The 19,464-nt window shown below is 31.6% G+C and carries 15 protein-coding genes; 3 read left to right on the forward strand and 12 right to left on the reverse strand.

Going from position 1 to position 19,464, the window contains the following annotated elements; genetic code table 11:
* Window positions 1–59: 59 nt before the first annotated feature.
* From ERX46_RS16710 to ERX46_RS16730, 5 genes are all read right to left on the reverse strand, one after another.
* A complete protein-coding gene (locus ERX46_RS16710) occupies window positions 60–956 on the reverse strand; it encodes a hypothetical protein (protein WP_130095011.1) in 897 nt (298 codons plus the stop codon).
* Window positions 957–1,029: 73 nt separating this feature from the next.
* Window positions 1,030–1,986 (reverse strand): hypothetical protein, encoded by a 957-nt coding sequence (locus tag ERX46_RS16715; protein ID WP_130095012.1) that lies wholly within the window; start codon window positions 1,984–1,986, stop codon window positions 1,030–1,032.
* A gap of 263 nt (window positions 1,987–2,249) precedes the next feature.
* Entirely contained in the window at window positions 2,250–2,888 is a 639-nt protein-coding gene (gene trhA / locus ERX46_RS16720) for a PAQR family membrane homeostasis protein TrhA (protein WP_130095013.1), read from the reverse strand.
* Window positions 2,889–3,161: 273 nt separating this feature from the next.
* A complete protein-coding gene (locus ERX46_RS16725) occupies window positions 3,162–4,211 on the reverse strand; it encodes a PD-(D/E)XK nuclease family protein (RefSeq protein WP_130095014.1) in 1,050 nt (349 codons plus the stop codon).
* 60 nt (window positions 4,212–4,271) lie between these two features.
* Entirely contained in the window at window positions 4,272–5,543 is a 1,272-nt protein-coding gene (locus ERX46_RS16730; protein ID WP_130095015.1) for an SdiA-regulated domain-containing protein, read from the reverse strand.
* 232 nt (window positions 5,544–5,775) lie between these two features.
* Between ERX46_RS16730 and ERX46_RS16735 the strand changes: the two genes are divergently transcribed.
* From ERX46_RS16735 to ERX46_RS16745, 3 genes are all read left to right on the forward strand, one after another.
* Window positions 5,776–6,204, forward strand: coding sequence for a hypothetical protein (locus ERX46_RS16735; protein WP_130095016.1), 429 nt, complete (start codon window positions 5,776–5,778; stop codon window positions 6,202–6,204).
* 9 nt (window positions 6,205–6,213) lie between these two features.
* Window positions 6,214–6,870: a hypothetical protein gene (locus tag ERX46_RS16740; protein ID WP_130095017.1), complete on the forward strand. Its 657-nt coding sequence runs from the start codon at window positions 6,214–6,216 to the stop codon at window positions 6,868–6,870.
* A 317-nt stretch (window positions 6,871–7,187) separates the two neighbouring features.
* The gene (locus ERX46_RS16745) at window positions 7,188–8,327 is read left to right on the forward strand and encodes a hypothetical protein (RefSeq protein ID WP_130095018.1); all 1,140 of its coding nucleotides are present in this window, start codon (window positions 7,188–7,190) and stop codon (window positions 8,325–8,327) included.
* Window positions 8,328–8,400: 73 nt separating this feature from the next.
* Here the strand turns inward: ERX46_RS16745 and ERX46_RS16750 are convergent, their stop codons facing one another.
* The 7 genes from ERX46_RS16750 to ERX46_RS16780 all read right to left on the reverse strand — a co-directional run bounded on the left by ERX46_RS16750 (window position 8,401) and on the right by ERX46_RS16780 (window position 19,411).
* The gene (locus ERX46_RS16750) at window positions 8,401–8,634 is read right to left on the reverse strand and encodes a hypothetical protein (protein WP_130095019.1); all 234 of its coding nucleotides are present in this window, start codon (window positions 8,632–8,634) and stop codon (window positions 8,401–8,403) included.
* 276 nt (window positions 8,635–8,910) lie between these two features.
* The gene (tamL, locus tag ERX46_RS16755) at window positions 8,911–11,199 is read right to left on the reverse strand and encodes a translocation and assembly module lipoprotein TamL (protein WP_130095020.1); all 2,289 of its coding nucleotides are present in this window, start codon (window positions 11,197–11,199) and stop codon (window positions 8,911–8,913) included.
* Window positions 11,199–16,295 carry a translocation/assembly module TamB domain-containing protein gene (locus tag ERX46_RS16760; RefSeq protein ID WP_130095021.1) on the reverse strand — a complete coding sequence of 1,699 codons (5,097 nt, stop codon included), beginning with the start codon at window positions 16,293–16,295 and terminating at the stop codon, window positions 11,199–11,201. Before ERX46_RS16760 ends, tamL begins: the two co-directional genes overlap by 1 nt.
* Before the next feature lie 109 nt (window positions 16,296–16,404).
* Window positions 16,405–17,292, reverse strand: a complete 888-nt coding sequence (locus ERX46_RS16765) for a DMT family transporter (RefSeq protein ID WP_130095022.1) — start codon at window positions 17,290–17,292, stop codon at window positions 16,405–16,407.
* A gap of 295 nt (window positions 17,293–17,587) precedes the next feature.
* Window positions 17,588–17,983 (reverse strand): hypothetical protein, encoded by a 396-nt coding sequence (locus ERX46_RS16770; protein WP_130095023.1) that lies wholly within the window; start codon window positions 17,981–17,983, stop codon window positions 17,588–17,590.
* Window positions 17,964–18,371, reverse strand: a complete 408-nt coding sequence (locus ERX46_RS16775) for a hypothetical protein (protein ID WP_130095024.1) — start codon at window positions 18,369–18,371, stop codon at window positions 17,964–17,966. The genes ERX46_RS16770 and ERX46_RS16775 overlap by 20 nt, the downstream gene beginning before the upstream one ends.
* A gap of 80 nt (window positions 18,372–18,451) precedes the next feature.
* Window positions 18,452–19,411, reverse strand: coding sequence for a tRNA dihydrouridine synthase (locus ERX46_RS16780; RefSeq protein ID WP_130095025.1), 960 nt, complete (start codon window positions 19,409–19,411; stop codon window positions 18,452–18,454).
* Window positions 19,412–19,464 lie beyond the last annotated feature (53 nt).

The raw sequence follows: 19,464 nt of genomic DNA on the forward strand, positions 1-19,464 counted from the left end.
CGGATGTTGATAAATTATTGTTATGGATGATCCATCAAACTTGGCAACCCAATTTATTTTCATTCTAACTCCGATTCTGTTATTTGGAAATTCCCATTCTTTTCAATTTCAATTAAATATTTTATTATAAAATAGTTTTCCATTATTATAGTTTCGCCATCCTCGGCAACGCCATCTGTCATTCCTGTTTCTGTTAAATAAATTTTATAATCCATGTCAATAAAAAAGTCTAAATCAATTGCTGAATCAATAAAATAAGCGTTTTGTATGTTTATGATGTGCGCATGTTTAGTGATTGAATCATAGAATATTAAGAAACCTGCTGTTAAATTAGCAAAGCCTGAGCAGACTGAAGTTGAAATAGAATCAAGCGCTTTAGCACAATCTAATTCAGTGTAATAGACATAATATTTACCGATGTTTGGCAATTGATTATTAAATGTTTGAAGGTGATTTAGTATTTCTCTGTCTTTAAAATTGAAATCAAAACCAGTATTTAAGGCTAAATAAATTACAGAATCAATTTTAGGTAAAGGAATAGAAGTAGAGTGTTTTACATTTTTATAAGTAAATGGAAGTTTTGAAATAGATGTGTCTGAAGTGATTTCTGTTGGAGAAGGTAAATCATTAAATTGCAGGATATTTTTGTGTATTTCTACCATTTCAGCCATAACTGAAATTGAATTAAGCAACTCATTTTCATCCGAAGCTCGGATATCATTTTTTTCTAGTATTTCAGTGTACAGCGAATTTAGAATTTCCTTAAAAACAATAATTTCTTCTTCATCCAAACCAGTTTCAGAAAAAACGAAATCTATAAATTCAGGATCTGAGTTTAGGATTTTAACTAAACTATCAAATACTATTTCATTTCTACTCATTTCCTTCTCTTGGGCGGTATAGTCAAAAGTCGTGGAAAGTAGGACAACGAATAGTAAGAATTTAAAATTTTTCATTTGAAAACAAATTATGAATTAATGCAAAATACGATAATTGTATTTAGGGTTCTACATTAGAAATCACGTTAGCTTAAAAATTCTTGATCAATTGAATTAAGTACACGATAAATATACTTAATGCAAGTCCAATATTTACTTTGGCAAAGTCTTTAGCGATGAGTTTATAAGAGTTTTTTAATTTCTTTTTATTGAGAAGATAATTAATAGCTATTTCACGTCCGGCAAGAATACCAACGAAAGTCCAAGTTGTACTCATGGGTACAGAATTGTAATTTCCATATAAAAAGAGAATTATTCCATAACAAAGATCGATAATTGTAGCGGATCGAATATTTTGAGTATTTACCTTTTGATTGACGATTTCTTGAATTTTCCCACCGCGATTCTTGAAAATATAAGCCATTATTGTTAAGAGTACAGCTAGAGATCCCAACAATTCGAATAATGATAATTGACGTGGCAAGAAAACATAGATGTTAGCAAAATCCTGAATTAACCATTGTGACCATAAAAACGCTGTAGAACCCCATTGAGCAACAATCCAGAATTTTTTTTGATTCGTTCTATTGACTTTATTAATCGATTTTTTTGATTCTAAACTTTTAGCGATTATTAAATACAGTAAAAATGCGGAAACCACTGAAAGACCATAGCCATAAACCGATTTGAGAATCATTTTTTCTATAATCTGTTGGCTGGAGAAAACACTTAAAATCATAAATGTAGTGCTGACAGGAATGCCAAAACGGGTGATGATTAATAAGGATAGCGGCGCAATTAAGTGCCACCATTTTATTGTTTCGGGAAGTGAGATTTTATCTAATCTTTGGTAGGAGACATCACCACCGTGAAAATACCATCCGTAAAATAGAGTAGCTGCTAAAATAGCCGATGCAAAAGCCCATAGAATTGCCCAATGTGTTTTACTATTCGAAGTAAGAAAAGTCCCTAAAGTTTGTATAACATCATTGCCAATGACAGCATAAGCAGCAAGTAAAAATCCAATGTAGATGATAAGTAATTCCATGATATATAGGTATAAGTCAATGAAACTATCATTGGAATTTATTCTTTAAAATTCATTCTAAAAGTAATCTTTAATTGAATTGGTTTTCTTTAAAACATGAATAATTTATAATATTTGTTCAACAACGAATTAGTTTGTAAGCTATTCACTAATAATAGCTTAAGGTCGCTATTGTTTGATGCGCTATATGATTTATAAAAAGTTGACTCTATTAAAATTTTAAAGCCAAGAAACTTTTTAAAGCGAAATATAATTTCAAAAATTTACTTCCCCGGTAAAACATAATAATAAATCGAATAAAAGTGGCAGAAGCTACCTGCTAAAACACACACATGAAATATGGCATGATTGAATTTTATTTTCTTGATACTGTATAAAACGGCACCCACCATATAAAAAACACCACCTGCGAAGAGCCAAAATAATCCATCATAAGACAGATTATCGATTAATGGTTTAATGGCAAAAATGATCACCCAACTCATAAGGATATACATCAGAGTTGAAAGTATTTTGTATTTCCCTGTAAAGAAAAGCTTTAATGTTATTCCGATGAGAGCCATTCCCCAAATAACGCCAAAAACGTACCATCCAACAGTTTCTTTAAGTGTGATTAAAGTAAATGGAGCATAGGTTCCAGCGATGAGAACGTAAATTGCTGCATGATCAAAAATCTTTAATTTTTTTCTTTGATCTGGCTGTTTCGCATTGTGGTAGAGAGAGGAAGCGGCATACATTATAATCATACTCACACCATAAATAGCCACACTTACAATATGCCAAACATTTCCAAATTCAGTTGCTTTGATTACCAAAACTATCAATGCAACAATACTTAAGAAAAATCCAAATCCGTGAGATATTACGTTTAGTTTCTCTTCCTTGGGTGAATAATCGTTCATTTTAAAGCTTTTATTATAAGTTGTTTAGCAATTTATTTATCGATGCAGTTGTTCGAATTAATTTTTATAACTTGTATAATCTTCCGAGATTGTTCCAAACAAATACTTTTGCTAAAGTACTATTTATATCTAATTTATGTAGTATTGGTGGGTGATTACAAAGGTTTTGAGTCTTCAAAAAGACTTAAATTATGATATTGTTTCTAAAAGCATAAATACAATAAATCAATTTTAATCAGCCTTCAAGTTATTTTGCACGCAGATTGAAATGATTCAAAAAGATTCTATTTCGTTTAAATTTTTCAAGGTTAATTCAAAAATATTTGGAGCCGATAAATCTATAGGGTTGTAAGTTTCTAATCGCTTATTATCTGCTGACCATCTTTCGATTTGAAAATGTTGATTGTCAAAGAATCTTATTTTAAAATTACATTTTGCAGTTTTAATTTCAACAAAGCCTTTATTAGAATGAAATACGCTATTCAAATTTGAGTTATTAATATGAATTTCTAAACTCTTCAATATTTCGTTACGTTTGAAGTTAATCTCCCGATTATTTATCGTTTGAATTAAATCAGTTAGATATTGCGAACTGTAATTATTAGTATTTTCTTTAAAATATTCCTTCGGAATTTTATTGGTTAAATTCTTAAAAAAGTGGGATAAAATAACTTGTGAAAATACATTGGCTTTTCCATCATCTCTGTCAATAAAGCGCTGAACAGAAATTGATGGTGGTTTTTTAAAAGGTGTTAAAACAACGAAAATTAGATCTCTTTTTAAATTATGCTCTTCTTGAAACTTTTTTTCAATTTCAACTATGTGCTTTTGATAGGTTTCTAGAGGATTATTTAATTCATGATTGATTTTAAACTCGATACAAATAACACACTCATTGGTTGTTAAAACAAAATCAATTCTTTTTTGCTTTTTGTCCGTTGTACTGGTTGGATCTTCAGTTTTTACATAAACACGAGTTAATAGCTTTACAAATTCTTGAATTTCATTTTCGTTTTCTAAAATTTGTTCCTCAATAGCATCTTGAAAAACAAATTGACCTTCTGAGTCTTTAATCAATTTTCGCTTTCTCTTAAAAAGTATACTTTTAGATTCATTTTCATTTAAATCTAAACTATAGCTATTCGTCATTAGCAGAGCTTCAACAAAAATTTTCCCTAATTTATGATTTTCTTCCGATCTAAAAAAATACGCCAAAAGATTGGCCATATGAACTTCGCTTCGGTTTACTTTCATGATTTCCATAAAAGTTTTCCGTGGCTCTGGCAAGTTCTTAAGGTCTTGAATGTATTTGTTTATAAGCATGAAATCAATGTTAAAAAGAGTAACGAATTATGATTAAAATCTTGACTTTACCGCAACCAATTACTTCTTATACTTAAAAAGCATAATATTTCCTTTCACAATTCCCCTTTTATCTCCTTCACTAGAAATAAGCAAATCTCCATTTTTAAAGAATGCAAGTCCCTCTGGTTTGTAGTATAATTCTGCGGGCAATGGAAAAACAGATTTCAGTCCTTTGTTATTGTAAATGGTCAAAATTCTGTCACTTGCTGAGAGAATATAAATTTCTCTAGTGATTGGATGAATTGCGATTTCGGAAGGATTAAATAAAACATCGCTACTGCCTAAATTGGTTAAACTTGCAGCAATGATTTCGTTTATTTTTAGAATATCCACTTCAAAAACTATTGAAGTCTCATTTGGTTTGTTTATCGGGAATTGATAAACAATTCGCTTAGATTCAGGCTTGTTTAAAACTCCATCTTTACTGATTACGAGAAAATTATTATTTATTTCATCATAGGCAAGACTTTCGAAATTAAATGAATTTAAAGAAATCATAAATTGTTTAATCTCTTTTTTATTCTTGTAGTTAAAGTAGAAGATATTCCCATCACTTCTCAAGACATAAACCAGGTCACCAATTATAGAAATCCCTTCGAAATCTCCGATGTCAGTAAAGCGATGAATGTTTTTAATCTCTTCGTTGATATAATCATATTCGAAAACAGCACCTAATTCATCTTGAACACAAAATATCGTTTTAGCATCATTGGACAAAGCAATTCCGGACACTTCTCTTAGCACGTCAGGTAAATTATAAATACTGTCTGGAGAAAGTAAATCATAATTTGAATCCTGATAAAGTGAACTTTGAGATAATTTATTGATCTCCCAATTATCTGATGTAACAATAGATTTTGATTTATACCATTTTCCATCAGTCGTAAAAAATAAATTCTGCTCTAATCCATCTTTTAATATTTCTACTTTCAGAAATGAAGTGTCATTTGTGGTGATTAATGTAATTTCATCCATCAACCATCCTTCAAATTTCTTTTCTAGTTTACTTCTAATGTCTTCCTTTGGAACGATTGATTTATCAGCTTTAGATTCAATAAATAAAACCTCAGAATTTTTAATTCCAATTTCGAAATATTTCCCGTCACAGAGGTATTCAATTTCAATATAATCCTCTTTACTCTCTAGCTTAAGAATATCTGCTGTGGGACATTTCTGGTAGATTAATTTGAAATATTCATTCTTATCATTATTACTTATTTTCTCATCATTGACTTGTCCAATAGAAGAAAAGCTTATAAGAATTGTAAAAAGCAGGATAATTGTTTTCATTTGTATATAATTAAATATTAGGTGATTGTAGTTGTACTTCTTTAACTATGTTATTATTAACGAGGTTTCTATTATTCATTTCTTTCGCTAATTTACAAAAATATTTCAATCATTTTAATGAAAAAATATGGATTTTGAAATAAGAGATTTCTGTACATGGAGTCGAATTCATTAAACCCCAATTGAACTACAGAATTGTAACTTAATTCATTGAATTGGTTATATTTATTATATGAAATTCATCGCATTTTTTTCCTTATTATTAATGGCATTCAATAGTTCCACTCAGCCATGGCAGCCCAGAAGCGTTTGTCCTAATTCTCCATTTTTTATTATGATGAATGAAGATGGTAAACAAGGTGTGATTGATGCAGACAGCAATATTGTTATTCAACCCAAATATAAAAGTGCTTTTATAGATCGAGAGCCAATCATTGATTCAACTGGATATGCAAGCGGAATGAATGGAAACCTGGCTATTTTAATTGATGAAAATGGTCAAACCGGAGTTAATCTAAATTCACTTGAAAAGTCTCCATTGCACCGAAATATGGCGATTATTAAAAATCATTTCTATTATCATGATTCAACGCATTGGGGAATTTATGATTCAAATTTTGACCTAGTTGTTGAAAATATGACTGGTCAGCCAATGGTTTAGAGTTCAAATTTGGAATGGACTATAATTCCTTTCAATTCAGATTATTATTCATTTTATATGCCCGAAAAATGGAAGTTAAAAGAAAAGGGACACATAGAAAAATTTTCTAATTTCGAAATCTTTGAACAAATTATCGCTTACACTTTAGTTGTTGAATACGCAGGAACATATGACGAGAAATACATAAAATGGGTCAAGCGTAATCCAGTAAAGTTTAGATATACTCGGCGATTTGGATTATTCGACTTGTCAAATCAAAAAAGAATAAACCCAAATTATCATGATTTATATCCAGTTTTATTCAATCGTGAAATATATTTTTGGTGTGTCAAATATAAAAAACATGACAATATAGAGGATCCAGAAGCATTCATAGGGTATATAGATGTTATGAATTCTGATTTAAAAAAAGTAAAACGTCTACATTTTGATCAATTACCTCAAGAAATAAATAACCATTTCTTTTTTTATGAATCACTCAAATCTGATGAATCTAAATTATTGTATTTATTAGATTTTAAAGGTAAAACGAGTGCTTTTAATGCGCGCGGAGAGATTATTATTCCTAAATCTGACAGTATAATTTCATTGGAAAATGGAACTTACAAAGTTTGGGAAGGCGAGGAGGTGAAGGTTGTTAATTTTAATGGTGAAGTGGTGGAGTAGGTGGGACATATAAAAGGAGTGTTTTGAAAATAATGAGTCCTATATTTAAGCTGCTACTAAAAATAATAATCTCAAATTTTTTGACCTTAAAATAGAGCGAAAGTTAGTTTGTTCTAAATTTGTAATGAATTATTCTAGAATAAAGAGAATTATAGGCGTTTTGCTTTAACGTGTATAAAAAAATGCTAACTTGTTAATTAAACTATTTACAGTTGTACGATTGTTACGATTAAGTTTTCTCAAGAACATCCTCGCACACAAGCACGCAACTTTCTATAATTGAAAACGTTACTCAGAATAAATTAGACCCAACAATTATGATTTATCCACTCCAAAGATTAATACTTACTTTTACTTTGTTCATTTCCCCAATTACTTTTTGTCAAAATATATTTGTAGATCAAAGTTTAAAGCAAAGTATAAGTTTGTATGATTTAGAAGCACCACTTCAATTATGGCTTGATTTTTTAATCTCTGAAAATGATATATCTGGATCTAAATATTGGAATATAGGTGAAGTAAATCGCTACAGTGACAGCACCTATTTTCAACTTCATGATTTAGACTACTTTAATATTGGTGACAAGGTGAAAACACTTCAATATGGAACCACTGTTTTGAGTATTACTCAACATGATTCATTATACAAGATTACCTCGAAATTTCAAGTTAACTATAATGACAGCATCTCAATAACTCCGTTTATATTTCATGTTTATGCTAAAAAGGAAGAGTCTAGCGGGGCATTAAAATTATTTAATCCTTATCCAATCAATCTAGATCTAAACATGACTTCCCAAAAAGTTGGGTTCATCACATACGTTTATCCCACAAATCATAAATTCAATAAAAGATTAGCGAGAAAGCAATCCAGACTGTTAAAACAAGTTGCAAAAGATTTCGCTTTTGAGTTAAGCAACTATCAGTTTGTCTTTTCACAGGACAAGTCATCATTTTTTGAACTTCGTGGATATGACTTCCATTTTGAAAACATTGGCCTAGATGTCCCTTCCGGAAAGGCAGATGTAAAGAATGGCATTGTCTATTCACATGGTTGCAATGAGTTTTATCCCCATGAATTAATTCACTTATTTCTAAATCCAAAATACCCTAATGCCCACTCTTGGTTTATTGAAGGTTTTGCAACATATTTTGGTCAAAGTAGAGGACAATCTCTTGAATGGCATTTACAAAAACTTAAAAACTACTTGAATATGTATCCTGAAATTGACCTGAATACGCTATTAAATCTTGGTAATATGGATTACATTTCTGGATATAAATATGTACTAGGCGGCTTCTTTATTCAGATAGCTTATGAACAAGGTGGTTCTGAAAAAGTTAAGCAATTATTAAATTCGGGAAGCTCAGATGAAGATTTTTATCTAGCGCTGGAATCAGTACTCGGAATTAAACAAAGTTCATTGAATGAATACATTCGTGAGTACTTTAATTAAAAATCTTAAAAAATCGGCTAAATATCATTTCATAAATTCCGTATATGTTAACGAGGGAAAAACTGATATTGTATCATATTTCAGAAAGAATTAAGTCAACAAGTTTAGTTTCCGACATTTTTAATTGATTTTCTTCAACAAAGTAAAATATTTTTTCATCAATTAAACGAGCTTCTTCAGAAACATAATTACCTTCCATGTTCATCAATGCTCGATTTAACCTTAAAATGCTGACAAATGATTCACCAAAGGGCAAATGGACTTTAACAACAGGGAATTTATTTTTTCCAAATTTTATTTCTTCCATATTGGTGACGTTTTTAAAATTGAATAATGCGTTTAATAAAAACTATTTTCATAAGATGCTATTACAATTTATTTAGCAAATAAGTTTTCCTACTATGATGCTAACATAGTCATTTCTTACCTTATTAAGGTTGATTATATTGATTTTTGAAGTTTCTGATGATGTTTCCTTTAAAAAATTACTTTTCAGGTCTCTAGTTACATTAATCTTGCTGGCTTCAAATCAATTCATAAGGAAAAAAGTCGAAATTGATAATTATAGCTTAAGTAATCACCCCTAAAAAGGATAACCAATTGCAAAGTTAAACACAGGCTTATCATATTCAAATTCCCAATCAGCTTCAGGACGTTTTAGCGGTGCGGCTAAATCAAATCGAATTACAAAACCTTGGACATCAACACGCAATCCAAATCCGGTTCCTATACCAAATTGTTTATTGAAATCTGAGGTGAATTTCCCACCTTCAAGATTGTCGGTTAAATTCCAAACGTTTCCTGCGTCGAAAAATAGAGCTCCTTTAAGTACAGAAATTAGAGGAAAACGGTATTCGAAGTTTCCTTCTAAACGAATATCTCCTGATCGATCAAAATAAAGGTTTTCATCTGTTTCTGGATTGTAAACACCTGGTCCAAGTCCACGTATTTGAAACGCTCTAACACTATATGAACCTCCAGAAAAATACTGTTTTACGTATGGCAAAGTTTTCGAGTTTCCATACGGAATTCCAATTCCACTAAATATTCGTCCTACTAAACTATGACCAGATTTTGTGATTCTGTAATGGTAACTCAAGTCCAAATCACCTTTTACATATTGCGCATAAGGCAAGCCAAGAATACTTTCTGTTGAATCTCCTTCTCTCATTTTCCCCAGCAGACTAACTGTGTTTCCAGCGATATCAAAATTAAATCTTGCGTAAAGACGACCTTTTCTATTGGGATTATTCAATTCATTGTAAATAAAAGTATAATTTAATCCAGCGATAAATTGTTGCTCGAAACTTCGTTTTAGGAAAGGGTTTCCATCCAAAATAGAATCAAATTGCTCACTTCTTTTTCCGATTTTCACATAATTGATTTTTATTGGATCAATCTCATGCGTTACCCATCGGTTTGCATTCCATATATAACCAAAAGAAGCTGAATAAGAGTTGATTGTGTAAAGTTTAGTTCTTCTTAGGTAATCGTAACCAGAGCTAATTCTTGTTTTTGGAATGGCGTATTTGAAATATACATCCAAGTTTCCTGGGAAAATCAACCTTGGATAAATCAAAGATAGATTCAATCCTAGGCCTAAACTACTTGAACCACTGGTATTGCTTCCGAATTGTTTTTCGTAACCAAAATTCCCTCTTGCAGAGAAACTTTCACCTCCTTTGAAAATATTTCGGTTGAGATACGTCAAACTTAAATCTGGTCCTGTGAAACCATTGGATTTTGTCACACCTTGTAATTCTGCGCGAAGCGATCTTTTGTTTAACGGTGAAAGCGAAATAGTAGCATTCAAATGTCTTACATTTAGACTATCCGCATCCAAAGAATCAACTTCGCTAAAATTGATATTTACAAATTTATAGGTTCCGATGGAAGATATTCGTTGACTTGTGTATTTAGACTTCTCAGGATCAAATCGTTCACCTGGTTTCAAAAGAATAAAAGGACGTAATTTGTTCGGTTTAAAAAACACCTTGTTTTGAAGAAATTCAACACCTCCAATGATAGTGGTGTCTTGTTCAACGGCAGAAGTGTCTTTTGTAACATTTGGAAAAACTTCCACTTGATCGATTACGTAAGGAACTTTAGATTTGTTTGGAACACCTTCTTTCAATCTCAAGTACAAATTATAGGACTTGTTTTTATTCAAATTGGTGTCCGCATGAAAAATAATGAAAGTAGAATTAAAGTTATAGTAGCCACGATTTTTCAAAAATTGGTCAATCCTATCACGTTCTGCTTTAAAAGCGCCTAAATCATAACGACTTCCTTTGGTTAGAATTGTTTCAGAAAGTGATCTTTCCAATTCCACATAAACAGGGAAAGTTTTAGTTTTCTCGAGAGAATCAACATCAATTGTATAATTTTCTAAATGATAAGCTTCTCCAATTACGACAGTATAATCGGTTTCAGCAGTTTTAGCAGTGCTGTCTTTTTTTATTGTAGATGAAACTTCAGTATAGAAAAATCCACTGTTCTGTAATCTGTTGTCTAGAAGTTCTTCCGTTTTTTCAATATTAACATCAGAAAAATAGGAAGGTTTTTCTCCAATTTTCTTGTTTAAGAAACGAACAATAAAATTTGGTTTTTCCTTTTGTTGTGCTTTATAATAATAATGTAACCCCGGATATAAACCCAAAAACTTAGTGTTTGGTTCAGGGTAGAGTAGGCTTTGAAGTTCATTTTCTAAACCAGAAATATCTTTATTATCCACACTGTCTTTAACGGTCACTTTTCCTCCACGAAAGAGCATTTCACCTTCAGGAATATACTTTTTAACACTACATGCATAAAGCATTGTCATAGTCAAAACAGCAGTTAAAATTCGATATTTAGTAAAATTGCGCTGCATTAATTTTCCTCTTTTTTACCCGATTCAGATTCTTTATCACTTTTCTCTTTTGATTTTTCGTCTTTATTTTTTTCTGATGATTCTTCTTTAATTGGTTTATCATCGAATAAATTATTCCAGTGATTGAATTGACGCTGGAAAATTACCGAAATACCATTTACAAAGACTTGCCCATCAATAACATTTTCATATTCACTATCTCTGAATCCTTTCAATCTCCAACGTCCATCTTTGGTTAAAAGATATTGAATACTCGCATTTCCAACAACGGAATTTTCTTCACCAGGTTGAGCATCTCCTTGAACGTTTACAGTGCTTCCTACTTGAACAATTAAACGATCGTCCAATAATTTTTTCTGAGCACTCACATTCAGGTCTGTTCTTTCTTCTGCAGTTTCTCCCTGGTAGTCAGTGTAGCTGTTTAAGCCAAAATTAAGTTCAACTCCAGAATTCCCCATCAATTTATCTGAATAAGAGTTTAATTGATCTGAAAGTGCTTGATTTATGTTTTTTCTAACCATTCTCGCTGTTCCACCGCCACTTCCATCTGATCCTGAATTTGGATAAAATTTCTTTAATACTAATAGTGAGAAAACTTGCTTGTTTAAAGCGTCTTCTTCATTATTGACTTGTTTAATTCGACTATAAACAGTTCCATCAATTGCACCTCGCGAATCTTCAGGCATTCCTAAATTGAAGTTTAGCCTTGGTTGATCAAGCTCACCATTAACATTCAAATAGACTAAGAACGGTAATCTTTGGCGGTATTTATTTTTGACTTCTTCACTTGCACCAGCAGTTTGAGAAGCCATTAATGCTGAGGCAGAAGTTTCAATTTTATATTTTGCTGTAACACTTAATTCGGCATCCATAACATCACCGCCACTCCATGTAATGCTGCTTCCACGTTCCAATTCAAATTCACGTTTCACTAAATTATAAAGGCTCAAATTATAATGCCCTTTATTGATTTCAAAGCGTCCACTTAATGTTGTTCGTCCATTTTTAGCAATATTGAAATCTAAATCTCCATCTCCTGAAATATTTAGATTATCACCAGTTTTTGGATCTACAATCACATTGAACTCTGAACCTTTTTCAATTTTTAAGTTGGCATGCAATTCAATTCCTCCAAAAATGGTAACTGCAGTTGAATCACTATCCCTTGTAAGAATATTGTCTGGATTTTCTTTATTTACAAACTCGACTATTCCTTCACTTTTTTCCAATTTGGCTTGTGCATCTTGCAGCACGTAGGTAAAGTCAGTATTTTCATTGATGGAAATATCCATATCTACAACAGGGAAATTGAGGTTCCCTTTGATTGTTCCATTCATATCAAAGTCAAAAACGCCATAAAATTCTTCATTGTCCTCTTTTGTTGAATTTATAGGTTGAAAATTCTTGGCTTTAATACTCAAATCAAAATCTGGATTTGACATATTTTCTGTTGAAATAGAACCGTCTAAAGTAAATTTGTTGTTTTTTTCATCTTCAATTGAAAACTTACTAAATGTGATATCTGAGTTGTCAATATTGATTTTATCATTGGCCAATCGGAATTTAGAATTCAATGCAGTAACGTTGAAATTAGCATCATTGAACTGAATACTTCCCTTGTATTCCGGAGCACTCACATCTCCTTTTAGCGCAATTTCTCCTGAAATATTTCCTGATGCTTCATTTAAACTTTCACCTGAAATAATAGCGATGGTTTTTATACCAATCTTATTCAAATTCACCATGAAATCTAATTCAGAACCTTTGTTTTGCAATGCATAGTCACCTTTAACCTCGATGTCAACATCTTCTCCTTTTATAGCGAGATCAAGGTTGTAGTTATCGCCACTTTCAGACTTGGCTTTCAATGTCATTTTTCCAAGAGGAGCTTGTAAAGCCGTTAGATCGGTGATTCCAAAATCAACATTTAAACCAAAATTATTAAATGGGTCAATGGCAACAATGTTTCCTTGCATATCGCCAGAAGCTAAAAGATTATCTTCGTTGAAAATGGCTAACAAATTGGCCAATTTAAAGTTCTCAAAGCCTATTCCAATGTTATTTTGGGGAGTTTTCACCAAGTCATTTGCAATTTTTATACTTTGATTTCCTTTACTAAAGACTAAATTTTGAGCAATGATATTTTTGTCCTCTAATCTTATTTCATTGTCTGCAGGAATGGACCAATTTTCACCATTAAAAATTAGTTTTTCGTTGTCAAAATGTACTTTCAAATTAGAAGCTTTTCCTGAAATTTCAGTTTTTACGACATAAGACTCTTCTTGTTTGTCATTTAAAGCATGGAAATGAAGATTCAACTTTTGGTTACTAAAATCTCCGTCAAAATAAGTTCGGTTCATCACCAATGGACCAGCATCAAGTTCATTAAATCCAAATTTGAATTTCGCTTCTTTTTCAGATGATTTAAAATTTAATTTCAAACTATCAATTGTATTGTCTGCATAATTGAAGTAGGGCAGATCCAAATACGCATTTAACTGTTTTTCCTTCTGATCAAATTTGACATTCAATTGAAGCGTATCCATCGCATTAATGTCCGGAACTAAAAATTTAGTTATTAATTTAGATTGCGAAAGCTTCATATTCAACTCTAGGTTTACATAGTCTTCAAAGTCATGCTCATGATCAATGGAATCAACGAAATATCCTTCTAATTGATGTTGAATAGCTTCTGTAATTCGATCTATTCCTGCATTAGCGCGTAATTTACCATTTAAGAAATTACTGTTGATATCAAACGAAGTACTGTCTTTTGCTGCACAAGCTGTGATGTCAACAGGTCCCAAATAGTAGTTATTCTCGTCATATACAGCAACTCCTTCTCTTATATGTGTTTCAAAATTGAAGTTTTCGGCATTTCCTTCAAAACTGGCAATCATCATTAGTTTCGCTCTAATTTTCTTCTCTGATAAACCAAGCGCATACAAATCTGCTCCTTCTAATTTTAAATCTAATTGTACTTTGGGTTTTACAGAATCTAATTCAATTTTTGAATCTAATTTTAAATCTAAGAACTCATCTTTATAGCAAATATTAATGTCACCTTTTCCGTTCTTAAGCTGTCCATCCAATTCTAATTCGGAAAAATCATAACCGCTAAATTCTAATTTTGAAAAGTTAGAAGCCAATTTAGCATTCATGTCATTTACGGTATTCCCTTTTCCATTCGTCTTCATTTCAAAAGCAATTGTTCCTATTTCTGGATTTTTAAGAATTTTTCCAAGATTTAGATCAATCACGTTTATGACAGCATCGAAAGCAATTTCATTTTGTTGTTTGAATTTTCCATCAATTTTCACTTTTCCCTCAGGAATTGATAATTCTAGTTGAGCTTTTAAATCATCAAGTTTACCGCTTAAGTTACTTTGAAGAAGTACAGTTTTTGGAATAGAAATTCCTAAATCCTCCTCAGAAATAATGCTTGTTATGTCTGAACGTATGGAATAGAATGTGAGATTTTTTACATCAGCATATAAATTGTCTACGTCTGTAAGGTTTTTAAACTGACCATTTGTTTTAATTTCTGTGTTTTGTCCCCAATTCACTTGGAACTTAGAAAGATTTAGTGCTGACAGTTTACCATCTGCTTTAATTTCTCCAACGAATTGATGCTTCGCTAATTTATTTAAGTATTCGTTTTCTTTTAATTCTGGTGCAAATACGAATGCGTCGTTTAAATCAATCACAAATTGTTTCAAATCGAGTGATAATTCAGAATTTTCTGGTGCTTCAATAAATTTCTCTAATGAAGCAAATTTTGCGTTTAAGTCAATATCAATAGAACTATTTCCAGTTGCGACAATTAAATCTTCAATTGAAAAAGCTGTAGGATCAAGGGCAGCAATGAAAGCCAATTTATTTAAAGTGATTCCGCTTTTTTCATGGAAAGACAAGTTTTCAAGCTCTAATTTTGCAGATTTATTTTTAGAAAGTAAAATGTCATTTGCCTTAAAATTGAAATCTGTCAATACTATATAGTCAGGATTTAAACTTTTTAGTTCCTTTGGTTTATCACCAACTTGATAGTGTAAATTATTGTTTTGAAGGGCAATGGTTTCAACTTCCACATTCCAGTCGGGCCAAACAAATGGTTCACCACTTTTAGGTGGAGTAGGAGCTTCAGTGGAATCTTTCACTTTTGGAGCGCCCATTTTTAACTTGATACTTGAATTGTTTAAGATCAAATTTCCAACTTTAATGTCTTGATTTGCTAAATCAGCTTTAGGAACTTGCAGCTCTAATTCATCCAAATCAATATCTGCAATTAGTTCATCAGGAACGGATTCATAATGTGCAATTACATTTTTCAATTTTAAATTGTCGAGACTTAAATAGGGAAGTGTAGATTCTGTGGTATCTGATGGAGCGCTTGGCTTGGTTTGAATATAACTCACTTTGGTATTTTCCAAAGCTATTTCAGCAACTTGAAATTTCATCTTTTCGAGATCTATATTTTTTCCTTCAAGATGAAGTTTACCCAAATTAAGGTCAGCTTTCATGCCTGTCACAGCATCATCGTAAATTACTTTGAAATCTGAAAAATCAATCGAACCAACTGAAATCTTCAGCGGTTTGCTACTTGTGGTATCCGCCTCAGGTTCTGCTGCTGTTGAATCAGAAGCAAAAGCGTCAATCAGAAATTGATAATTAAAACCTTGAATCGAATCTTTTCGAATTACATTCGCACGAAGTCCAGTCCATTCCAAACCATCAATAGAGATTGGATTCCCCATTATAATTGGCCAAATTGGAATATCAACTTGTAGTTTTTTGGAATAGAGAAGTGTATCTCCTTTTTTATCTTCGAGAAATATTCCTTGTATATCGATAGCTCCACCAAATGTTATGAAGAGTTTTTCTATCTCAACTTTGGTTTGTGTCTTTTCCGAAACGAAATTGGTAAGTTTTCCAACAATAAGATTTTGTCCCCAAGGACTGCGCACGACAAGTACCAGAATAGTGAAAAGCACTAGCAGGACAAGTAGTATACTGCCCAAAATTCGTAAGATACGTTGCCACCAAGGACGTTTTTTCTTACTACTTACTTTACTCGTCTTTTCCGGGTCTTCTGTCAAATTTCTTAATTAGAAAGGCCAAATTTAATCTTTCTGCATCATGGTAACAATAGGACAGTCATTTATGTTGCGTTAAAATATGTAAAAGTGTAGAGATTTTGAATTATCGTTAGGCTTTTCTCACTTTTCTGGGCCTTAAAAAAGCATATTGAAGAAATATTGAAAGCAGAATTAAAAATACTCCTGCCCAAAATGCCATATTGAAATCTTCTGATTCATTAAAGATTAAAAAAGCAAGTGCAATTCCATAAATAGGTTCTAGGTTAAAATTGAGATTTACCGTAAAAGAATTGATTGTTCGTAAAGATCGATTCAATAAAATATACATCAGAACAGTACAAACCACTGACAAAATTAAAAGATATATTAAGTTTGTTCCTTGGGGAATTTTGAATTGAAAGTCATGGAATATTGACCAAAACAAAATAATAATACTTAAACCTAAAGTTCCACCAACCATTTGCAGCGTAGTGACTTTAAAAGTGTCGTGTTTTTTGACTAATCGTTCATTAAAAATAGTGAAAAGCGAGACTAAAATTGAAGAAATAACGCCAAGAATAATTCCTTCTCGATAGGTGCTGTCAAATCCGAAAATTAGGGAGATTCCCAATAAACTCAGTGAACTCAAAGCCAGATTATTTAAAGAAAGTCTCGTTTTATTGATTAAAGGATCTAAAAGGGCGGTAAAAAAACTTGTTAAACAGAAACATAATATTCCTAAGGAAACAGTTGAGGCTTTTATACTTCCAAAAAAGAAAATCCAATGTAAACCCAATAAGGCGCCATTTGAAAGCAGTAAGAAATTGGCTTTTGAAAATGAGAAATTTCGGATTGATTTCTTCTTGATTAGAAATAAAATAAAAACCAAAATAAGCGAAGAAAATAGAACGCGATAAAATACCAACAATGTTTCATTGAGCGAAATGAGTTTCCCGAAGATTCCACTAAAGCCGGCTAAGAAAATGGCCAAATGCATTTCAATATAAGATCTACTCATTTTATTTCATCAGATTGATATCTCTTTGTAAATAAAAGTAGCTTATTCTAATTGATATTTTCAACAGTTTTGAAATAAAAAAGAGAATAGTTGTGATTTTTGAGGTTAAAAACCAAAAAACGGCTTCACAATATTATGCGAAACCGTCTTTATTAAATGTATATTTTTTTTAATCCTATGTAATATCTGTGATAAAACTAGACATTGTTAAGCCTTTGATAACAAAACTTTAAAAACACCTGCACAGAGCTAGTCGAAGTGAGCATAACTCAGTATTTGGAGTTTTCTTAAAAGACTATGTAAGATCGAGTTTATACTTCGTACTTAAAGCTGAAATAATCTCATCTTCAGTAAGCTTGTGATCAGATTTAGCATTTTCCTTTTTCATGCTGTTGTATTCATTTTGAACATTTACTGCATCAAAAGTTTCTTCCCAATCAATTGTATTGTCAGGTGCGTGTGCTTTTACAATTTTCTCGAATTGCTTTACAAACTTTTCATCAGTTACATTAGCTGTAAATAATTTAAGCGTCCATGCCGAAACATGCTTCATTACAATGCCTTCAGTTCCTTTTTCTCCAATTTTCCAATCAATCGAGTTACCGATTTTTTTAACTGGAATTCTGTAAGAAAAATCCATGCTATCAATTGATAAATGAATTTGATTATCTTTAAGTGACTGGCTTATCATCTGTATTGTCTTCTTTTTTATCCTCTGTTTTATCCTCTGTTTTTTCCGCTTTCTCTGCTTTTTTCTTTTGCTCTAGAATTTTATCAGCAACTTTCTTTGCGTCAACGCAAAACTTGTCATTACCTTCTAATTTCCATTCTCCAGTTTTTTCTATGAAATGTCTAACAGTTTTTTCAATAACTACTGAATAACCTCCAAAAGATGCTAACATATTTTGTACCTCTTCAAGGTAAGCAGCTTTGCTAAGATCATCAGAAACTACTTTGTTCCAAAGGTTATTGATGCGTTTAGATTTCTCTTGATATGCTGGACTTTTCTTTTTAAAAGCCATTAAAAAAAGTGAAAGTGCTTTTACTTCTGGTGATGGTTTTTCTTTACTTTTTGCCATTCTATTTATTGTGTTTTATATTCAAAAGGGCAAATATAGTTCAATATTATCATTTGATAGTTTATCGCGTGTTTTTCTGCCTAATATTCAACATTCATCTCTGTTCTCAAAATGTCATTGACAGCTTGTCTATATTTTTGAGGATTTGCAGCTTTTTTTATTGCTTTATAGGTCTTGTGCGGATTAGAAGTTGTTTCAGCAAAATACTGCCAAAATCCCTGCATTTTCATTTTAATAGGAGTAGGGCCAGATAAGTATTCATCGTATTGCTGGTAAATGGTATCGTGGAATTCAGAGAATATTTCCCAACGGTTTTTAGGATATTCTTCTGTATTGTTTTTAATCATATTCGGAAGAAAAGGATCAGTAATAAGTCCTCTTCCGATCATAAAATGGTCAATTGTTGGAAAACGTTTTTCAATCGCTTTAAACGCAGAAACACTTGTAATATCTCCATTATAGTATAATTTATGCTTCGTGCTGGTCAAACATTTTTCAAAAGCATCTAAATCCACAGGACCTTTATAGAGTTGCTTTCCAATTCGGGCATGAATGGCTATATTTCTTAGTGGATATTTATCTAAAATAGGAAAAGTAGCTAAAATTTCTTCTGGATTATCATAGCCCATTCTCATTTTCATGGAAACCACAATATCTGATTCATTGTGCGCTTTGTGTAAAACATCGTCAATTTTTGCTGGCTGACAAATCAATCCCGAACCCATTCCTGATTTAGTCACCATAGGATAAGGACAACCTAAATTCCAATTTAATTCTTTGTAGCCAAGACTTTGAACGTATTTCACAACAAATAAAAACTCATCAGGATCATTCGTCATCACTTGGGGAATTACTTCCAAAGTGGTATTATTCTCAGGATCTAAATCGATTTGATAAGAATTTTTGATGACCAACTTACCTTGTAAACGAATGTAAGGCGCATAAAAAGTATCTATTCCACCAAAATAATGATGAAAAGCATTGCGAAACCTGAAATCTGTGAAGCCTTGCAAAGGAGATGAAAGTAAAGTTGGAGCCATAGTCTATTTTGATGTGCAAAGATAAGGTTTTTGATTAATGGATTGAATTGTTT

It is taken from the genome of Brumimicrobium glaciale (genome assembly GCF_004152935.1).
In the GTDB taxonomy this organism is placed as follows: Bacteria; Bacteroidota; Bacteroidia; order Flavobacteriales_D; family Crocinitomicaceae; genus Brumimicrobium; species Brumimicrobium glaciale.